Annotated in this window: 15 protein-coding genes and 1 pseudogene; 12 read left to right on the top strand and 4 right to left on the bottom strand. The window is 68.8% G+C overall.

From position 1 onward, the window contains the following. The 3 genes and pseudogenes from AB4120_RS27010 to AB4120_RS27000 all read left to right on the top strand — a co-directional run. A pseudogene (locus tag AB4120_RS27010) lies at positions 1-156 on the top strand (ABC transporter ATP-binding protein); the annotation flags it as partial. Positions 157-177: 21 nt separating this feature from the next. Then, positions 178-1,065, top strand: coding sequence for a branched-chain amino acid ABC transporter permease (locus AB4120_RS27005; protein ID WP_144203412.1), 888 nt, complete (start codon positions 178-180; stop codon positions 1,063-1,065). Continuing rightward, on the top strand, positions 1,066-2,115 hold the full coding sequence (locus AB4120_RS27000) for a branched-chain amino acid ABC transporter permease (protein ID WP_149137921.1): 1,050 nt from the start codon (positions 1,066-1,068) through the stop codon (positions 2,113-2,115). Here the strand turns inward: AB4120_RS27000 and AB4120_RS26995 are convergent. Genes AB4120_RS26995 through AB4120_RS26985 form a run of 3 tightly spaced genes read right to left on the bottom strand, consistent with a single transcriptional unit; the run spans position 2,092 to position 4,558 of the window. Further along, a complete protein-coding gene (locus AB4120_RS26995; RefSeq protein WP_149137922.1) occupies positions 2,092-2,727 on the bottom strand; it encodes a flavin reductase family protein in 636 nt (211 codons plus the stop codon). The two genes, AB4120_RS27000 and AB4120_RS26995, sit on opposite strands and share 24 nt — an antisense overlap. A gap of 12 nt (positions 2,728-2,739) precedes the next feature. Next, on the bottom strand, positions 2,740-3,534 hold the full coding sequence (locus AB4120_RS26990; protein WP_377732684.1) for a GntR family transcriptional regulator: 795 nt from the start codon (positions 3,532-3,534) through the stop codon (positions 2,740-2,742). Positions 3,535-3,565: 31 nt separating this feature from the next. Further along, positions 3,566-4,558: a polysaccharide deacetylase family protein gene (locus AB4120_RS26985; RefSeq protein WP_222944721.1), complete on the bottom strand. Its 993-nt coding sequence runs from the start codon at positions 4,556-4,558 to the stop codon at positions 3,566-3,568. 253 nt (positions 4,559-4,811) lie between these two features. On the opposite strand from AB4120_RS26985, the gene AB4120_RS26980 reads away from it, so the two are divergent. From AB4120_RS26980 to AB4120_RS26940, 9 genes are all read left to right on the top strand, one after another. Beyond that, positions 4,812-5,987, top strand: a complete 1,176-nt coding sequence (locus AB4120_RS26980) for an ABC transporter substrate-binding protein (protein WP_144203418.1) — start codon at positions 4,812-4,814, stop codon at positions 5,985-5,987. Between the two features lie 76 nt (positions 5,988-6,063). Further along, entirely contained in the window at positions 6,064-6,942 is an 879-nt protein-coding gene (locus tag AB4120_RS26975; protein WP_144203420.1) for a branched-chain amino acid ABC transporter permease, read from the top strand. After that, complete coding sequence (locus tag AB4120_RS26970) at positions 6,939-9,539, top strand: branched-chain amino acid ABC transporter ATP-binding protein/permease (RefSeq protein ID WP_149137923.1); 2,601 nt, start codon at positions 6,939-6,941, stop codon at positions 9,537-9,539. Before AB4120_RS26975 ends, AB4120_RS26970 begins: the two co-directional genes overlap by 4 nt. 7 nt (positions 9,540-9,546) lie before the next feature. Continuing rightward, on the top strand, positions 9,547-11,157 hold the full coding sequence (locus tag AB4120_RS26965) for a gamma-glutamyltransferase family protein (protein ID WP_441643052.1): 1,611 nt from the start codon (positions 9,547-9,549) through the stop codon (positions 11,155-11,157). A 220-nt stretch (positions 11,158-11,377) separates the two neighbouring features. Next, a complete protein-coding gene (locus AB4120_RS26960; RefSeq protein ID WP_092301853.1) occupies positions 11,378-11,596 on the top strand; it encodes a hypothetical protein in 219 nt (72 codons plus the stop codon). 78 nt (positions 11,597-11,674) lie between these two features. Continuing rightward, positions 11,675-13,132 (top strand): MFS transporter, encoded by a 1,458-nt coding sequence (locus AB4120_RS26955; RefSeq protein ID WP_144203424.1) that lies wholly within the window; start codon positions 11,675-11,677, stop codon positions 13,130-13,132. A 67-nt stretch (positions 13,133-13,199) separates the two neighbouring features. Further along, positions 13,200-13,496 (top strand): helix-turn-helix domain-containing protein, encoded by a 297-nt coding sequence (locus tag AB4120_RS26950; protein WP_149137924.1) that lies wholly within the window; start codon positions 13,200-13,202, stop codon positions 13,494-13,496. After that, positions 13,489-14,796, top strand: coding sequence for a type II toxin-antitoxin system HipA family toxin (locus AB4120_RS26945; protein WP_149137925.1), 1,308 nt, complete (start codon positions 13,489-13,491; stop codon positions 14,794-14,796). Before AB4120_RS26950 ends, AB4120_RS26945 begins: the two co-directional genes overlap by 8 nt. A gap of 290 nt (positions 14,797-15,086) precedes the next feature. After that, positions 15,087-15,419: a PIN domain-containing protein gene (locus tag AB4120_RS26940; RefSeq protein ID WP_149137926.1), complete on the top strand. Its 333-nt coding sequence runs from the start codon at positions 15,087-15,089 to the stop codon at positions 15,417-15,419. Between the two features lie 74 nt (positions 15,420-15,493). On the opposite strand, the gene AB4120_RS26935 is transcribed toward AB4120_RS26940, so the two are convergent. After that, positions 15,494-16,213, bottom strand: coding sequence for an SDR family NAD(P)-dependent oxidoreductase (locus AB4120_RS26935; protein WP_149137927.1), 720 nt, complete (start codon positions 16,211-16,213; stop codon positions 15,494-15,496). Positions 16,214-16,313: the final 100 nt, after the last annotated feature.

Genomic DNA, 16,313 nt, shown 5'->3' with positions numbered 1-16,313 from the left:
GGCTACACGGTGGTGATGGTGGAGCAGAACTTCCGCTTCGCCGCGCCGCTGGCCGACCGCTTCTACGTGATGGAGCACGGGCAGATCGTCGAGCGCTTCGCCGCCGCCGAGCTGCAGGCCAAGATGCCGGTGCTGAACGAACTGCTTGGCGTGTAGACACAAAGGGAACCGCATTTCATGACTTTCGATATTGGGATTCCCCTGCCGGCGCTGATGTCCCAGCTGCTGCTGGGGCTGGTCAACGGCGCCTTCTACGCGATGCTGAGCCTCGGGCTGGCCGTGATCTTCGGCCTGCTCAACGTGATCAACTTCGCCCACGGCGCGCTGTTCATGCTCGGCGCCGTGCTCGCCTGGGCCGGCATGGAGTACGCCGGCCTCAACTACTGGGTCATGCTGGCGCTCTCGCCGCTGGTGGTGGCCGTGCTTGGCGTGGTCATCGAGAAGACCATGCTGCGCTGGATCTACAAGCTCGACCACATCTACGGCCTGCTGCTGACGCTGGGCATCACGCTGGTGATCGAGGGCGTGTTCCGCTCGATCTACGGCGTGTCCGGCCTGCCCTACTCGCCGCCGGACGCGCTGCAAGGCGCCACCGACCTCGGTTTCATGATCCTGCCGAACTATCGCGGCTGGGTCGTGCTGGCCTCGCTGGTGGTGTGCTTTGCCACGTGGTTCGTGATCGAGAAGACCAAGCTCGGCGCCTACCTGCGCGCCGGCACCGAGAACCCGAAGATGGTGGAAGCGTTCGGCGTGAACGTGCCCCTGATGGTGACGCTGACCTACGGCTTCGGCGTGGCACTGGCGGCCTTCGCCGGCGTGCTGGCCGCGCCAGTGGTGCAGGTCTCACCGCTGATGGGGCAGAACCTGATCATCGTGGTGTTCGCGGTGGTGGTGATTGGCGGCATGGGTTCGATCATGGGCGCCATCCTCACCGGCCTGGGCCTCGGCGTGATCGAGGGCCTGACCAAGGTGTTCTATCCGGAAGCGTCCTCCACGGTCGTGTTCTTCATCATGGTGATCGTGCTGCTGCTGCGTCCCGCCGGTCTGTTCGGGAAGGAAAAATAAATGCTGGATTCGCAAAACCCCCGCGGCCGGGCCGCGCTTTACGGCATCGCGCTGCTCGTCGTGGCGCTGGCGCCGATGCTCGGCGCCTACCCGGTATTCGTGCTCAAGGTGCTGTGCTTTGCCCTGTTCGCCTGCGCCTTCAACCTGCTGATCGGCTACACCGGATTGCTGTCGTTCGGCCATGCGGCCTTCTTTGGCGGCGCCGGCTACGCGGCCGGTCACGCCATGAAGGTCTGGGGCCTGACACCTGAACTGGGCCTGCTGATCGGCACCGCCGGCGCGGCCATCACGGGCTGGGCGATGGGTGCGCTGGCCATCCGCCGCCAGGGCATCTACTTCTCGATGATCACGCTGGCGCTGGCGCAGATGCTGTACTTCTTCTGTCTGCAGGCACCGTTCACCGGTGGCGAGGACGGCATCCAGGGCATTCCGCGCGGCAACCTGTTCGGCCTGCTGCCGCTCGGCGATGACCTCGCGCTGTACTACGTGGTGCTCGCCATTGTGGTGGTGGCGTTCGCGCTGATCGTGCGGATCATCCATTCGCCGTTCGGCCAGATCCTCAAGGCCATCAAGGAGAACGAGCCGCGCGCCGTGTCGCTCGGCTATGACGTCGATCGCTTCAAGCTGGCCGCCTTCGTGCTGTCGGCGGCGCTGTCCGGGCTGGCCGGCTCGTTGAAGGCGCTGGTGCTCGGCTTCGAGACGCTCACCGATGTGCACTGGTCGATGTCCGGCGCCGTGATCCTGATGACGCTGGTGGGCGGCCTCGGCACGCTGACGGGCCCCATCGTCGGCGCCCTGGTGGTGATCGCGCTGGAGAACAAGCTGGGCGACCTCGGCATGTTTCTCGCCAGACTCACCGGCCTGGACTGGTTCAATACGCTCGGCGAGTCGGTGACGATGGTGACCGGCGTGATCTTCGTGATCTGCGTGCTGACGTTCCGGCGCGGCATCGTCGGCGAGATCATCGCCAAGGCGGCGCAGTGGCAACAGCGCGTCCCGCGCCGCCGCGCCGGCCCCGCTCAGCCTTCACATCTCGTCGATCGCGGTTGAGGCCGTGACCACGCCGGCCTCTTTCTCCAGCGAGAAGCGGTCGCGCGTGGTCACGTAGAAGCTCGCGCCAAAGCGCCCCACGGGGAAGTAGTCCTGCAGGCGCACGCGCCAGCGTTCGGTGTCGATCAGCCCATCCCGGGCATGCAGCCGCAGCACGCGGCCGATGAAGATCTGGCGGCTCGCGGTTTCCAGCGTCTCCCACAGCGTGCATTCGAACGCGACGGGGGCCTCGGCAATGCGCGGTGCCGCCACCTGGGTGCACGGCGCGGCGGTGAGCCCCACCCGCGCCAGTTCGCTCACATCAGGCGGCAGCCGTTCGCCGCAGCGATGCATCTTCTCGGCCATGGCCTCGTCGCTGAGGTGCACCACGAGCTCCTTCGTGCGCACGATATTGGCCGCCGTGTCCTTCAGCGCGCCGTCACCCAGGCGATTGACGCTGATCATCACGATCGGCGGCTCCTCGCCCAGCATGTTGAACATCGAGAACGGCGCGGCATTGGCCGTGCCGTCGGGGCCGAGCGTGGTCACCAGCGCGATGGGCCGGGGCACGATCAGACTCGCCATGAGCTTGTAGCGCTGGTATTCGGTAATGGCGTTGAAGTCGATTTCCATGAGGTGTTCCGGTCAGCCCTTGCTGGTCTTTGGCAATCCCAGCATCTGCGCCAGGCTCTTCTCGCCCTGCATGCGCGAGGTTTCGATCCGTTCCTCGAGTTCACGCAGATGGGCTTCCATGCGCGCGACGGCGCCGGCCGCATCGCGGGCCTCGATGCAGGCGACGATGGCCGCGTGCTCGTCGTGCTCGCACGGTGCATGTCCGGGCGGCTCATAGAGGCCCACGATCAGCGAGCAGCGCGACACCAGTTCGGTCAGGTAGCGTTGCAGCACCGGGTTGCGCGCCAGCGCCGCAATCCGCAGGTGAAAGCCACTGGCCAGCCGCGCCCACGAGGGCTGGTCGAAGCGGTGCATGGCGTCATGCTCCTCGGCCAGCTGGCGGCGCAGGTCGCGCAGGTCGGCCTCGGTCACGCGCGTGACGGCGAGTTCCACCAGCACGCGCTCCATCGCCCGGCGGGCCTCGAAGATCTGGCTGGTTTCCTCGGGCGTGGGCTCGGCAATCACCGCGCCCTTGTTCGGCCGCAGCGCCACGATGCCATCGTGGGCCAGCTTCTCCAGCACCCGGCGCACCACGGCACGGCCCACGCCGAACAGCTGGCACAGCTCCGGCTCGGGCAGCTTGGTGCCCGGGGTCAGGCGATGGTTGAGCACGCCGTCGAAGATGGCCTGATAGATGCGCGTATCGGCATCCTCGGCGGTCTCCTCCCCGATGGGATCGACGGGCTTGGCGGTCTCTGAAGCGCGCTTGGTGGCGGCCTTGACGGCGGCCTTGGCGGCCGCAGGCTTCCTGGCAGCTTTGGTGGACATGACTTCGGTCAGGGAAACGATGGCCATGATATTAGCGTGAAGGGATCACGGCGGCAGGGGCCGCGGCGTCCGCGGCATCGACGGCGTCCATTGCGTCGCAGATCGCGCCCGGCGTGGTCAGCCAGACCTCGCCATGCGAGCGCCGCGCCGCGATATGCGCCAGCGCCCGGCGCAGGTGCCGCAGCCGGTACGGCTGGCCCACCAGGTAGGGATGCAGCGCAATGCCCATTACCAGCGGCTGCGGGTGTTGCGGATCGTTGGCCTGCGCCAGCATCTCGTCGAACTGGTCGATGATCATGTCGGCAAAGGCGGCGCCGTCAAGGTGGCGCGCGATGATCATCGGGATGTCGTTCAACTCCTGCGGATAGGGAATCGACCACAGCCGGCCGCCGCGCGTGGCCATGCGCACCGGGCGGTCATCGTGCGCCCAGTTCAGCGTGTAGCGATAGCCGGTCTCGGCCAGCAGGTCCGGCGTCACCATCGTCTCCGAGATCCACGGCGACAGCCAGCCGCCGGGCGCCCGCCCGCTATGTGCGGCGATGCGCTCCCGGCAGTGCACCAGCAGTGCCCGCTCGCCCGCCTCGTCGAACTCGCTCTGGCGATGGGCGTTGGTGTGGCCATGGCCGATCAGCTCGTCGCCGCGTGCCAGGCAGGCGTCCAGCACTTCGGGGCAATGGTCGTACAGCGCGGTGTTCAGCAGCACGCCGGCCGGCATCTCCAGCCGGTCGAACAGTTCCAGGCAGCGCCACACGCCCACCCGGTTGCCGTACTCGCGCCAGCTGTAGTTGAGCACGTCCGGCTGCGGCGAGACCGGCCCGAGGTTGGCGCCCAGCCCCTCGCCAAAGGCGAAGTGCTCGATATTGAAGCCGAGGTAGACCGCCAGCCGCGCGCCATTGGGCCAGCGGAACGGATCGGCGTCGGTAATCGGCCGGTACGGAAAGCGGCCATGGTCGCGCAGCGGGCCGAAGGTGGGAAGCCCGGCGGCGGCCTGCGTGGCCGCCAGCGGACTCGGGTTTTGCGTCATGGAGGGATGCCTCTCATCAAATGTGCCCCGCTTTGGCCCATCGCGCACCGGATTCGTGCACCATGAACCATGGCGGATCGTATGCAGCCAGGTTTGCAGATCGTTCGCAAAATGTGGGCCAGATCGTCTGCATCTTGACGGGTCAATCGCTCCAGGATCATTTTCGGTTTTGTCGACGGATTGGCACGGCTCTTGCGAGCCAGGTGGTTCGAAGCACCCATCCACCCTCGACCCGCCCATCCGGAGAACTGCCATGTTTCGTCCCCAACGCCGCGCCCTCCTCGCGACCGCCGCCGCTGCCTGCGTCATGACGGCGCTGCCCGCCCATGCCGCCGACACCATCAAGATTGGCCTGATCACGGCGTTGTCCGGCCAGTCGGCCCGCGCCGGCGAGTCGCTGACGCGCGGCATGACCGTCGCCATCGACGAGATCAATGCCAAGGGCGGCCTGCTGGGCGGCCGCAAGCTGGAACTGGTGCGCCGCGACGACGAGGGCAACCCGGCCAAGGGCGTGCTGGCCGCACGCGAGCTGATCTACAAGGAAAAGGTGGCCGTGCTGTTCGGCGGGCTCGACACGCCGGTGTCGATGGCCATCGTGCCGATCGCCAACCAGGAGAAGGTGCCGTTCATGGGCCCGTGGGCCGCCGGCACGCCGATCACGCGCAACGGCGCCAATCCGAACTTCGCCTTCCGCGTGTCCGCCGTGGACGAGGTGGTGGACAAGGCGATGCTCCAGTACGCCCAGAAGACCTTCAACGCCACCAAGCCCGGCCTGATCCTGGTGAACAACCCGTGGGGCGAGTCGAACGAAAAGGGCATCGTCGCCGCGATGGCCGCCAAGGGTGGCAAGCCGGTGGGCGTGGAGAAGTTCGAGGCCAATGACGTGGACGTGGTGCCCCAATTGGGCCGCCTGAAGGCCGCCGGCGCCGACGTGCTGCTGATGGTGGGCAACGTTGGCCCGTCCGCGCAGGTGGTGAAGTCGCTGGACCGTATGGGCTGGAAGGTGCCGGTGGTCTCCCACTGGGGCCCGGCCGGCGGCCGCTTCACCGAACTGGCTGGCCCGAACGCCAAGAACGTCCATTTCGTGCAGACGTACAGCTTCTTCGGCGCGCAGACCCCGGTCAGCACGCGCGTGGTGAGCGACCTCAAGGCCAAGTACAGCGACATCAAGGGCCCGGACGACATCACCCCGGCCGTGGGCGTGGCCAACGCCTACGACGCCACGCAGCTGGCCGCCCTGGCGATCGCCAAGGCCGGCAGCACCAAGGGCGATGCCATTCGCGAAGGCTTCTACAAGATCGACCGCTACGAAGGCCTGATCAAGACCTACGTGAAGCCGTTCTCGCCGACCACGCATGACGCCCTGAGCGAAAACGACTACGTCTGGGCGCAGTTCATCGACAACCGCATCGTGCCGGTGGCGAAGTAAGCCGTTAGCAGCAACCGATGGTTTGCTCCCCGCTCCCGCGCGGCTGCGGGGAGCAGAACGAATACAAGGATTCACCATGCTTTGGATCTCCGCCCTCATCAGCGGGCTCGGCCTGGGCAGCATGTATGGCCTGATGGCCCTGGGCTTCCACATCACCTACGCGGTGTCCGCCACCGTCAACTTCGCGCAGGGCAGTTCGATGATGCTGGGAGCAGTGCTGACGTACAGCTTCGCGCAGACACTCGGCTGGCCGATGCCGCTCGCCATCGTGCTGGCGCTCGGCCTGTGCGCACTCTACGGGCTGGCCGTGGAATTCCTGGCCGTGCGTCCGTTCGCGAGCCGGGGCTCCAACGCGTGGCTGATGGCCACCGTCGCGCTCGGCATCGTGCTCGATAACGTGGTGATGCTCGCCTTCGGCACCGAGCCGCGCAGCCTGCCCTCCCCGCTCGCGGCACAGTCCGTGCAGCTGGGCGATACCGGCGTCGGCGTCTATCCGCTGCAACTGGTGATTCCCGTGGTCGGCCTCGCGCTGGCGGCCGTGCTGCACTACGTGCTGCGCCGCTCACGCTGGGGCGTGGCGATGCTGGCCGTGGTGCAGAACCGCGACGCCGCGCGCCTGATGGGCATTCCCATCCGCCGCACCATCGCCGGCGCGTTCGCCATTTCCACGCTGCTGGCCGGCATTGCCGGCGTGCTGATCGCGCCGCTGTTCAACGTGCAGGCGGACATGGGCACCGTGTTCGGCCTGAAAGCCTTCGCCGTGGCCATTCTTGGCGGGCTCTCCAGTGCCTGGGGCGTGATGATTGCCGGGCTGATCTTCGGCGTGGCCGAGGCGCTCATCACCGCATCGCTGGGCTCCAGCTACACCCAGATCATCACGTTCGCGCTGGTGATCGCGCTGCTGGCCCTGCGGCCGGACGGCCTGTTCGGACGCGCGGAGGTACGCAAGGTATGAACGATTCGATGGTTTCCTCCAATCCGCCCGCTTCGCCCGCGCCGCTGGCCCGGCCGGCGCGCGCCGCCGCCCCGCTGCTCGGGCTGGGCACGCCGCTCCAGATCCTCGCCATGCTGGCCGTGCTGCTGGCCGCCGCCGGGCTTGTGCTGTCGCTCAACGGCTATTTCGTCTTCGTGATTGCCGGCGTGGCGATGCTGGCGATCTGCGGCGTGGGCCTGAACCTGCTGCTCGGGCTGACCGGGCAGGTGTCGTTCGGCCATGTCGGCTTCTATGCCATCGGCGCCTATACGGTCGCCATCCTGACCGGCCAGGCCGGCTGGAGCTTCTGGGCCGCGTGGCCGGTGGGCGCGCTGATCGCCGCGCTGCTGGGCGGCCTGCTGGCCCTGCCCGCGCTGCGCGTGAAGGGCCCCGGCCTGGCGATGGTCACCATTGCCTTCGGCTTTATCGTCGAACACGGCGCCGTGGAGTGGCGCGCGCTGACCGGCGGGCAGAACGGGCTGATGGGCATCGCGCAACCGTCGCTGCCCGGCGTGGAAGGCGGCGAACGCGCGCTGGCGCTGATCGCGCTGGCGGTGCTGGGCGTGGCGCTGGCCGCCTATGCCCGCATCGCGCGCGGCAGCTGGGGCGCGGCGATGCGTGCGGTGCGTGACAGCGAAACCGCCGCGGCGTCCATCGGCGTCAATCCGCTAGTGGTCAAGACCGTGGGCTTCGCGTTCTCCGCCGCCCTGGCGGGGCTGGCTGGCGGGCTGTTCGCGCCGTTGCAGGGCATGGTCACGCCGGGGATGTTCTCGTTCCTGCAATCGATCCTGTTCGTGCTGGTGGTGATGATTGGCGGAGCGGGCACGGTAGCCGGCCCCGTGGCGGGCGCCGTGGTCGTCGGGCTGCTGCCCGAGCTGCTGTCCAGCCTCGAAAACCTGCGCCTGCTCTGCTTCGGCATGCTGTTGCTGGTGGTGCTCTGGGTGGCGCCCACGGGCATGGTGGGCGTGGTGACGGACCTGCTGCGCCGCCTGCGACCGGCCCGCGCTGCGGCCGCCCACGCGGCGGCGCATGGCGCGCAGTTGCCGGTGCGGCCGGCAGAAACGCGGCGCGGGCTGTCGGCGCTCGGCCTGTCGATGGTGTTCGGCGGCGTGCGCGCGGTCGATAACCTGTCCTTTGACCTGCCGCCAGGTCAGGTGACGAGCCTGATCGGCCCCAATGGTGCCGGCAAGTCCACCGTGCTGAACATGCTGTCCGGCTACTACCGTCCGCGCGAGGGCGGGCGCCAGCTTGGCACGGCGCCGCTGCCGGCGCGCGGCGCCTGCGACAGCGCGCGGCAAGGCATCGCCCGCACCTACCAGACCACGCAGCTGTTCGCCGGCATGAGCGCCACCGACAACGTAGCCATCGCACTGACAAAGGGCCGCCTCGGCACGCTGCTCGGCATCGCCGGCTTCACCGCGCCCGCCGTGCGCGAGGAAGCCCGCGCGCTGCTGGCTGCCTGCGGCTACACCGGCGACCCGGACGCCAGCGCCGCCGACCTGGCCCACGTGGATCGCCGCCTGGTGGAGATCGCCCGCGCGCTGGCCACGCGGCCCGCCGTGCTGCTGCTGGACGAACCTGCGGCCGGCCTCTCGCGCGAGGACAAGGCCACGCTGGGCCGCCTGCTGCGCAAGATCGCCGACAGCGGCGTGGCCGTGGGTCTGGTCGAGCACGACATGTCGCTCGTGATGGATGTTTCCGATGGCATCGTCGTGATCGATGCCGGCCAGCGCCTGGCCGTGGGCACGCCCGAGGCAATCCGCACCGATCCTGCCGTGCGCCGCGCCTATCTGGGCGACGCCGCCAACGCGCCGGCCCGCAAACCCTCGGCCAGCCAGCCGGTTGGCGGCGCGCCGCTGCCGGAGGTGCTCGGCGTGAGCGCGTTGCGCGCCGGCTATGGCGCCGCGCCGGTCCTGCACGATGTGGACCTGCAGGTGCGCGAGGGCGAGATGGTTGCGCTGCTCGGCGCCAACGGGGCCGGCAAGTCCACACTGATGCGCGCGCTGGCGGGCCTGCATCGCCCGGTGCAGGGCGGCATCACGTTCGACGGGACCGATCTCGCCCGGCTGGACGCCGCACGCATCGCCGCGATGGGCGTGGTACTCGTGCCGGAAGGCCGGCAGGTGTTCCCGGAGCTGTCCGTGCTCGACAACCTCCGCCTGGGCGCCTTCCCCTCCGGCCCGCTGCCGCGCGCCGAGATGATGCGCCGCGTGGAATCGATGTTCGCGCGCTTCCCGCGCCTGCGCGAGCGTCAGCACCAGCGCGCCGGCCTGCTCTCCGGCGGCGAGCAGCAGATGCTGGCCGTGGCGCGCGGGTTGATGTCCCAACCGACCGTACTGCTGCTGGACGAACCGTCCCTCGGCCTCGCGCCGAAGGTCATCGACGAACTGTTTGCCTCGCTGGACACGCTGCGCGAGGCGTCCATCACCATCCTGCTGGTCGACCAGATGGCCGCGCTCGCGCTGTCGCTGGCCGACCGCGCCTATGTGCTCGAGGAAGGCCGCGTGGTGGCCAGCGGCCCGGCCGACGCACTCGCGCGCGACCCGGCGCTGGTGCAGGCCTATCTGGGAGGACATTGAACCTGCGATGACACCATCCCTCCACACTTCCGCCCTCGCCCCGACCCTCGCCCAATCCCGCGCGGGCATGGTCACCAGCCCGCACGCGCTCGCCAGCGAGGCCGGGATCGAAATCCTGCGCGATGGCGGCACCGCCATCGAAGCCGCCATCGCGATCGGCGCCACGCTGGCCGTCACCTATCCGCATTTCACCGGGCTGGGCGGCGATGCCTTCTGGCTCATGAGCGACCGCGCCGGCAACGTGCGCACGCTGTCCGGCATCGGCCAGGCCGCGCAGACACTGCCAGCCTTCGGTGAATCGATTCCAACGCGCGGCCCGGGTGCCACGCTGACCACCGCCGCCACGGTCGATACCTGGGACCGCGCCTACGCCATCAGCCGCGACGTCTGGGGCGGCCGCCAGGACTGGTCCGCACTGTTCCGCCGCGCCATCGCCTACGCGCACGAGGGCTTCCCGGTCACGCCGTCGCAACATTTCTGGCAGACCTTCCGGGCCGATGAACTGGGCGGCTGGCCCGGCTTCGCGCAGACCTTCATGCCCGACGGCGCGATTCCGGCCATCGGCACAACCCTGCGCCAGCCGGCGCTGGGCCGCAGCCTGGAACGCATCGCCAACCATGGCGCGCGCGAGTTCTATGAAGGCGAGCTGGCCGAGCGCATCGTCGCCGGCCTGCGCGCCGTGGGCTCGCCGTTGCGCTTGGCGGACCTGGCGCGCACTGCCGCGCGCGACGCGCTGCCGCTGCGCGTGCCCTATCGCGGCGGCGAACTGCTGAGCCTGCCGCCGCCCACGCAGGGCGTGACCACGCTGCAGATCCTCGGCATCCTCGACCGCTTTGACCTCGCCGGCATCGCCGAGGGCAGCGCGGACTATTACCACCTGCTGGTGGAAGCCGTGAAGGAGGCGTTCATCGAGCGCAACCGCTACGTGGCCGACCCCGAGTTCGTCGATGTGCCGACCGAGGCGATGCTCTCCCCCGCCCGCCTGGACGCCATGGCCGCCCGCATCGACCCGGCCCGCGCGCTCGACTGGCCGCACATCTACCAGCACGGCGACACCGTCTTCCTGAGCGCGGTGGACCGCGAGGGCCGCTGCGTGAGCGTGCTCCAGACCGTGTATTTCGACTGGGGTAGCGGCGTGATGGCCGGCGATACCGGCATCCTGTGGCACAACCGGGGCGCGGCGTTCAGTGTCGATCCGACCCATCACAACGCGATTCAACCGGGCAAGCGCCCGTTCCATACGCTGAATCCGGGCATGTATCTCAAGGACGGAAAGCCGCGCCTGCTGTACGGCACGCAGGGCGCCGACGGCCAGCCGCAGACGCTGTCGGCGGTGCTCACCCGGCTGATCGACTACGGCATGGACCCGCTCACGGCGCTGGCACGGCCCCGCTTCCTGCTCGGCCGCACTTTCTCCGACGCCGGCGACAGCCTGAAGCTGGAAGCGGATGCCGGCACGGATGTAATCGCGGCCCTGGCACGCCGTGGCCATGAAGTGAGCGTCATTTCGCCGCAGAGCCCGCTCGCCGGACATCCGGGCGTCATCGCCATCGGCGAAGATGGCGCGCTGGCCGGCGCGCACGACCCGCGCAGCGACGGCGTGGCGATGGGGGTGTAACAGGGCACGGCGGGGACGTAGCGGTTTTGTATCGGCGAGGAACCCGCCCCGGTGGGCCTCGTCAAAGCAATGACTGTCGCCATGGCTGTCGGCTCGCGATCACGATGCGTTGCAGCGTGAATGCCAGGCCGCGATAGTCCACAATCCATCACGGAGGCCGCCACTGCCAAGCGGCCCCCGCGTCCCCAGCAACCGCTCCCCTCTCGCCAAGGAGAACACCGTGCTGAGCCCACACGAACTGGCCACGCTGATGCTGATCGGCAACGGCCCCCATACCCGCTCCGATACGGCGGACGCACGCGAGATCGATCCCGTCGACCTCGATGCACTCGTCGCCCGCGAACTTGTCACCCTGCAAGCCGAACAAGGCCGACGGCCTTGCCCGCAAATCACTGCCCATGGCCGCTCGATGCTGAAAGCCGTCGGCCGGGAATGCTGAACCCTTCGCACTGAGCGGACCGCTGACTGCCGGCGGCATCAATGGGATGCCGCCGGCCGATAGCCATCGGAGACCCTTATCGCCGGCTGGCAATCCGACATCCCCGCGCGCCTCGACCGCCTGCCCTGGTCCGCCTGGCACTGGCGCGTGGCCCTCGCCCTCGGCATTGCCTGGGTGCTCGACGGGCTGGAGGTCACCCTCGTCGGCTCCGTAGGCGCCGTGCTGGAGCGGCCCGACACGCTCGGGCTCTCCGCCTCGCAGGTCGGCTGGACGGGCTCCCTCTATATATTAGGGGCCGTCATCGGCGCGCTGGTTTTCGGCCGCATGGCCGACCGCCTGGGCCGCAAGCGGCTGTTCCTCGCCACGCTGTTCGTCTACATGACGGCCACGCTGCTGACGGCGTTCTCGCCGAATTTCGCGTTCTTCGCGCTGTGCCGCTTCCTGACCGGGCTCGGCATCGGCGGCGAGTACGCGGCCATCAATTCCGCCATCGACGAACTGATTCCGGCGCGCGTGCGGGGGCGCGTCAACCTTGCCATCAACGGCAGCTTCTGGCTTGGCGCGGCGCTGGGCGCGGGGCTGAGCCTGGTGGTGCTCGATCCGCGCGTGCTCGGCCCGGTCTGGGGCTGGCGCGCCTGCTTCGCGCTCGGCGCGGTGCTGGCGGTGGCCATCGTCCTGATCCGGCGCCATGTGCCCGAAAGCCCGCGCTGGCTGGCCACGCACGGCCACCGCGCGGAGGCGGAGCGCGTTATCGCCGGCATCGAGGCCGAGGTGGCCGCGCGCCACGGCCCGCTGCCGCCGGCAGACCCCGGTGCGCATGTGGCCTACGCGGGCCGGCCCGTGCCCACCGTGCGCGAGATCGTGGGGCTGCTGGTGCGGCGCTACCGCTCGCGCAGCGTGGTGACCCTGATGCTGATGGTGGCGCAGGCGTTCTTCTATAACGCCATCTTCTTCACCTACGCGCTGGTGCTCACGCGCTTCTACGGCGTGGCGGAGGAACGCGTGGCACTCTATATCTTCCCGTTCGCCATCGGCAATGCGCTCGGCCCGCTGATCCTGGGGCCGCTGTTCGACCGCGTGGGCCGACGCAAGATGATCGCGCTGACCTATGTGCTCTCTGGCATCGGCCTGGCCGCCACGGGCTGGGCGTTCATGGAGGGCTGGCTCGATGCGCGCGCGCAGGCGCTGTGCTGGTCGGCGGTGTTCTTCCTGGCCTCGGCGGCGGCCAGCTCGGCCTACCTGACGGCAAGCGAGGTCTTTCCGCTGGAGATGCGCGCGCTGGCCATCTCCGTGTTCTACGCGGTGGGCACCGGCACGGGCGGCTTTATCGCCCCGGTGCTGTTCGGCATGCTGATCGAGACCGGCAGCCGGGGCGCGGTGGCTGTGGGCTACGCCATTGGCGCGGCGCTGGTGATCGTGGCAGGGCTGCTGGCGCTGCGGTTCGGGGTGGATGCGGAACGTCGGCCGCTGGAGCACATTGCCCCGCCGCTGGGCTCGGACGCGGATATTATGTCAATTCATAATAAAGATCGATAAATTATGAAATAGCATAATTTTTTGGCGACTGCTATGCTATGGCATAACGTCACCTTTGGTTCGACCCATGTCCTCCTTCGCCGCCCAACTGGGCCAGCTTCGCAAGGCGCGCGGCCTCTCGCTCGGCGCTGTCGGCCGTCTGATCGGCATGGCGGCGCCCAACCTGTCGGTGGCCCTGAGCGGCAAGCAGGATGTGCGCGCCTCGACACTTGAGGCCATCGCCACGGCCCTCGACGCGGAATGGGTCCTCGTGCCGCGCGAGCATCTGGCCGAAGTCCAGCGCACCGTGAGCGGCAAGGCCACCGGCCCGGACCGCGCCGCGCCCACCTCGGTGGACCTGCTGCTCGGAGACGCCGATGTCTGATGGCCTGCGCCCCCGCTATCTCACCGTCCACCTGCACAACGTGCTGTGCGGCTACCTTTGCGAGGCCGGCCGCACCACGCGCTTCGTACCGAGCGAAGCCTTCCGGGGCGATGCCGGACGGCCGACGCTGAGCCTCTCCCTGACCATTCCGGGCAACGAGGCGCTCACCGCCACGATCCTCGCCAACCCATTCCATCCGGCGCTCTACAACACCCATGGCGAGCTGCCGCCCTACTTTGCCGGCCTGCTGCCCGAAGGCGAACTGCGCCGGCGGCTGGAAGCCACGCGGCACCATCCGGACGACCGCGACGACTTCGGCGTGCTGGCCGCAGCTGGCGAAGACCTGCCCGGCGCGCTGATCGTCCGCCCGGCGGACATCGACGCCCTGCCTGAAACCGTGCGCACCGTGGGCGTGACCGGCGGCGCGGACAACCTGGAAATCGCCGTGGTGGAAGGCGCCACCGAGGGCGCGGCATCGGTGTCGGGCGTGCAGAACAAGCTCGCGCTGTCCACCGCCCACGCCGGCAAGCGTTACACCATGCCCACGCACGGGCGGCTGTCGGACCTGATCGCCAAGCTGCCGGCCCGCAACGACGACAGCCAGATCTTTAACGAATATGTGTCGATGCAGCTCGCGCAGGCGGCCGGCGTGGCCGTGGCGCCGTGCAAGCCGCAGCCGCTGGCGACCATCGACGTACCCGGGCTGGCCGAGGCGCTCGGCGCCGACCTGCACTTCCTGGCCGTGGACCGCTTCGACCGCGAACCCGGTGGCCGCGTGCATGCGGAAGACGGCTGCCAGGTGCTGACACGCATGCCTTCGCGCAAGTACGCCGGCAACGACGCCTACGTGGCCATCGTCCGGCTGCTGGAGCGGCTCAGCGTGCGCGGCATCGAGGACGTGCGGCAGTTCTTCATGCGGCAGGCCGTAAACACGCTGATCGGCAACAGCGACGCCCATCTCAAGAACTTCTCTTTTCTGTATCGGAACGGGACCATGCCCGAGCTGTCGCCCGCCTATGACATCGTCAGCGTGGCGGCGCTGTCCGGCTTTGCGGCGTTTGGCCAGAACGTGGCCATCGACGGCCTGCAGCGCAAGCAAACCCTGGAGACCTACCGCGATTTCGCACGCGAGGCGAAGATCGCCGAGCGCATCGCCCTGGCCGCCGTGAAAGACGCCGTCACCCTGGCCCGCGAGCGCTGGCCGGCGCTGCTCGACACCCTGCCCACGCCCCCGGCCATGCGCACCGTGGTGCTGGAGCGGCTGGAGACCCTGCCGCTGGCACGGCTTGCGCGGCGATGACCGGGCGGCGATGACACCAATGCGACGCCTTGCATTTTGAGAAGCGTCGCATGTTTTTCTTCTGGCAAGCGATCGAAAATTCCGGCATCGGGCGTGGCTGTCGCGCCTGTGCCAGCCACGCGCAAAATGATACGGCGTGCTGGGCCACCCTGTTTCAGGAAAGGAGTTCCGATCATGCCACGCAATATGAACCCTGCTCCGGGCGAGCCGGCCATCCCTGCCATCCCGCCGCTTTGCGCCGGCGCCGCGGCGGGTGACGGCGCCATCGATGAGTTTCGGGCCAGCGTGTCATGATCGGACTGGACGCCAACGTACTGATCCGGTACTTCGCAAAAGACGACCCGGTGCAGACGCCCAAGTCCATCGCCCTGATCCATTCGCTCTCGCCACAGCGGCCGGGTTATGTCCCGCTGGTCGCGCTGGCGGAGACTGCGTGGGTCATGGCGCGCTCCTATGCGGTCCGGCGGGTGGTCCTCGCGCGTATCGTCAGTACGATGATCGACAGCGAGGACCCGGTGCCGGAGTCTGCGGAGGCCGTGGCAACGGCCCTGCGGCTGTTCCAGATCACGACGATTGGCTTTTCCGACTGCCTGATCGTTCGTTCAGGGCAGGCCGCCCGGTGAGACGACGTGGCTACCTTCGACCGGGCCGCAGCCCGGCAGGGATGGATGGCGTGAGTCGACTGACCGCCCCCGCCCTAGCTCAACCCATCCAGCACCAGATGCTGCCCGTGGATCGATTGCGCACCCTCGGACGCCAGGAACGCCACCGCACGCGCGGCCGCGCCGGTGGACACCCAGTGCGTGTGCTCCGCCGCCGGCATGGCGTTGCGGTTGGCCGGCGTGTCCAGAATGCCCGGGGCGATGCTGTTGACGTTGATGCCTGCCGCGCGCACCTCGCGGGAGAGGCTTTCCACCAGCCTCTGCAGGGCGCTCTTCGACGCACTGTAGGCGCCCATCGTGGCCGCGCCGGCCGTGGCGCCGCGCGCAGAGACGGCCACGACCTTGCCGCTGCGCTGGAACATCATCGCCGGAATGAAATGCCCGGTCACGGCGACGAAGGACCACGCGTTCAGGTCCATCATCCGCAGCCAGGACTCCCGGCTCAGCGCGTGGGTGGGCTCGCCCATCTCGAAGCCGCCGGCCACGTGGACCAGCACGTCGACCGCACCGAATGCATCGAGGATGGCCCCCGCCACGGGCGCCATGGCGGTGTCGGACGTGACATCGGCCGCGTGGAGCAGCATGCCGCCGTGCCCGGGCTCCGGATGGGCGAACACGGTTTGCAGGTGTTGCAGGTCGCGGTCGATCAGGGCCAGCCGCGCGCCCTCGGCGGCAAAACGGCTGGCCACGGCGCGGCCCAGCGCCCCGGCGGCGCCAGTGATCACGACATGACGGGGAGGTGCGGTCGCATCCATCGATGGCTCCATGAAAGTTGCCCTTCCACCATAGAACCCGCGCGGCTGGACCGCCAAATGTTGCCGCGCGCAAAACTGTACAGCGCCGGCCGCGCCCATC

Source organism: Cupriavidus sp. 2KB_3, from assembly GCF_052115685.1.
In the GTDB taxonomy this organism is placed as follows: Bacteria; Pseudomonadota; Gammaproteobacteria; order Burkholderiales; family Burkholderiaceae; genus Cupriavidus; species Cupriavidus campinensis.
This window is presented reverse-complemented; position numbering and strand designations above follow the sequence as displayed.

Excerpts from the sequence above, each read along its gene's own strand:
- AB4120_RS27005 (WP_144203412.1), top strand. The coding sequence starts at position 178 with ATGACTTTCGATATTGGGATTCCCCTGCCGGCGCTGATGTCCCAGCTG.
- AB4120_RS27000 (WP_149137921.1), top strand. The coding sequence starts at position 1,066 with ATGCTGGATTCGCAAAACCCCCGCGGCCGGGCCGCGCTTTACGGCATC.
- AB4120_RS26995 (WP_149137922.1), bottom strand. The coding sequence starts at position 2,727 with ATGGAAATCGACTTCAACGCCATTACCGAATACCAGCGCTACAAGCTC.
- AB4120_RS26990 (WP_377732684.1), bottom strand. The coding sequence starts at position 3,534 with ATGTCCACCAAAGCTGCCAGGAAGCCTGCGGCCGCCAAGGCCGCCGTC.
- AB4120_RS26985 (WP_222944721.1), bottom strand. The coding sequence starts at position 4,558 with ATGACGCAAAACCCGAGTCCGCTGGCGGCCACGCAGGCCGCCGCCGGG.
- AB4120_RS26980 (WP_144203418.1), top strand. The coding sequence starts at position 4,812 with ATGTTTCGTCCCCAACGCCGCGCCCTCCTCGCGACCGCCGCCGCTGCC.
- AB4120_RS26975 (WP_144203420.1), top strand. The coding sequence starts at position 6,064 with ATGCTTTGGATCTCCGCCCTCATCAGCGGGCTCGGCCTGGGCAGCATG.
- AB4120_RS26970 (WP_149137923.1), top strand. The coding sequence starts at position 6,939 with ATGAACGATTCGATGGTTTCCTCCAATCCGCCCGCTTCGCCCGCGCCG.
- AB4120_RS26965 (WP_441643052.1), top strand. The coding sequence starts at position 9,547 with ATGACACCATCCCTCCACACTTCCGCCCTCGCCCCGACCCTCGCCCAA.
- AB4120_RS26950 (WP_149137924.1), top strand. The coding sequence starts at position 13,200 with ATGTCCTCCTTCGCCGCCCAACTGGGCCAGCTTCGCAAGGCGCGCGGC.
- AB4120_RS26945 (WP_149137925.1), top strand. The coding sequence starts at position 13,489 with ATGTCTGATGGCCTGCGCCCCCGCTATCTCACCGTCCACCTGCACAAC.
- AB4120_RS26940 (WP_149137926.1), top strand. The coding sequence starts at position 15,087 with ATGATCGGACTGGACGCCAACGTACTGATCCGGTACTTCGCAAAAGAC.
- AB4120_RS26935 (WP_149137927.1), bottom strand. The coding sequence starts at position 16,213 with ATGGATGCGACCGCACCTCCCCGTCATGTCGTGATCACTGGCGCCGCC.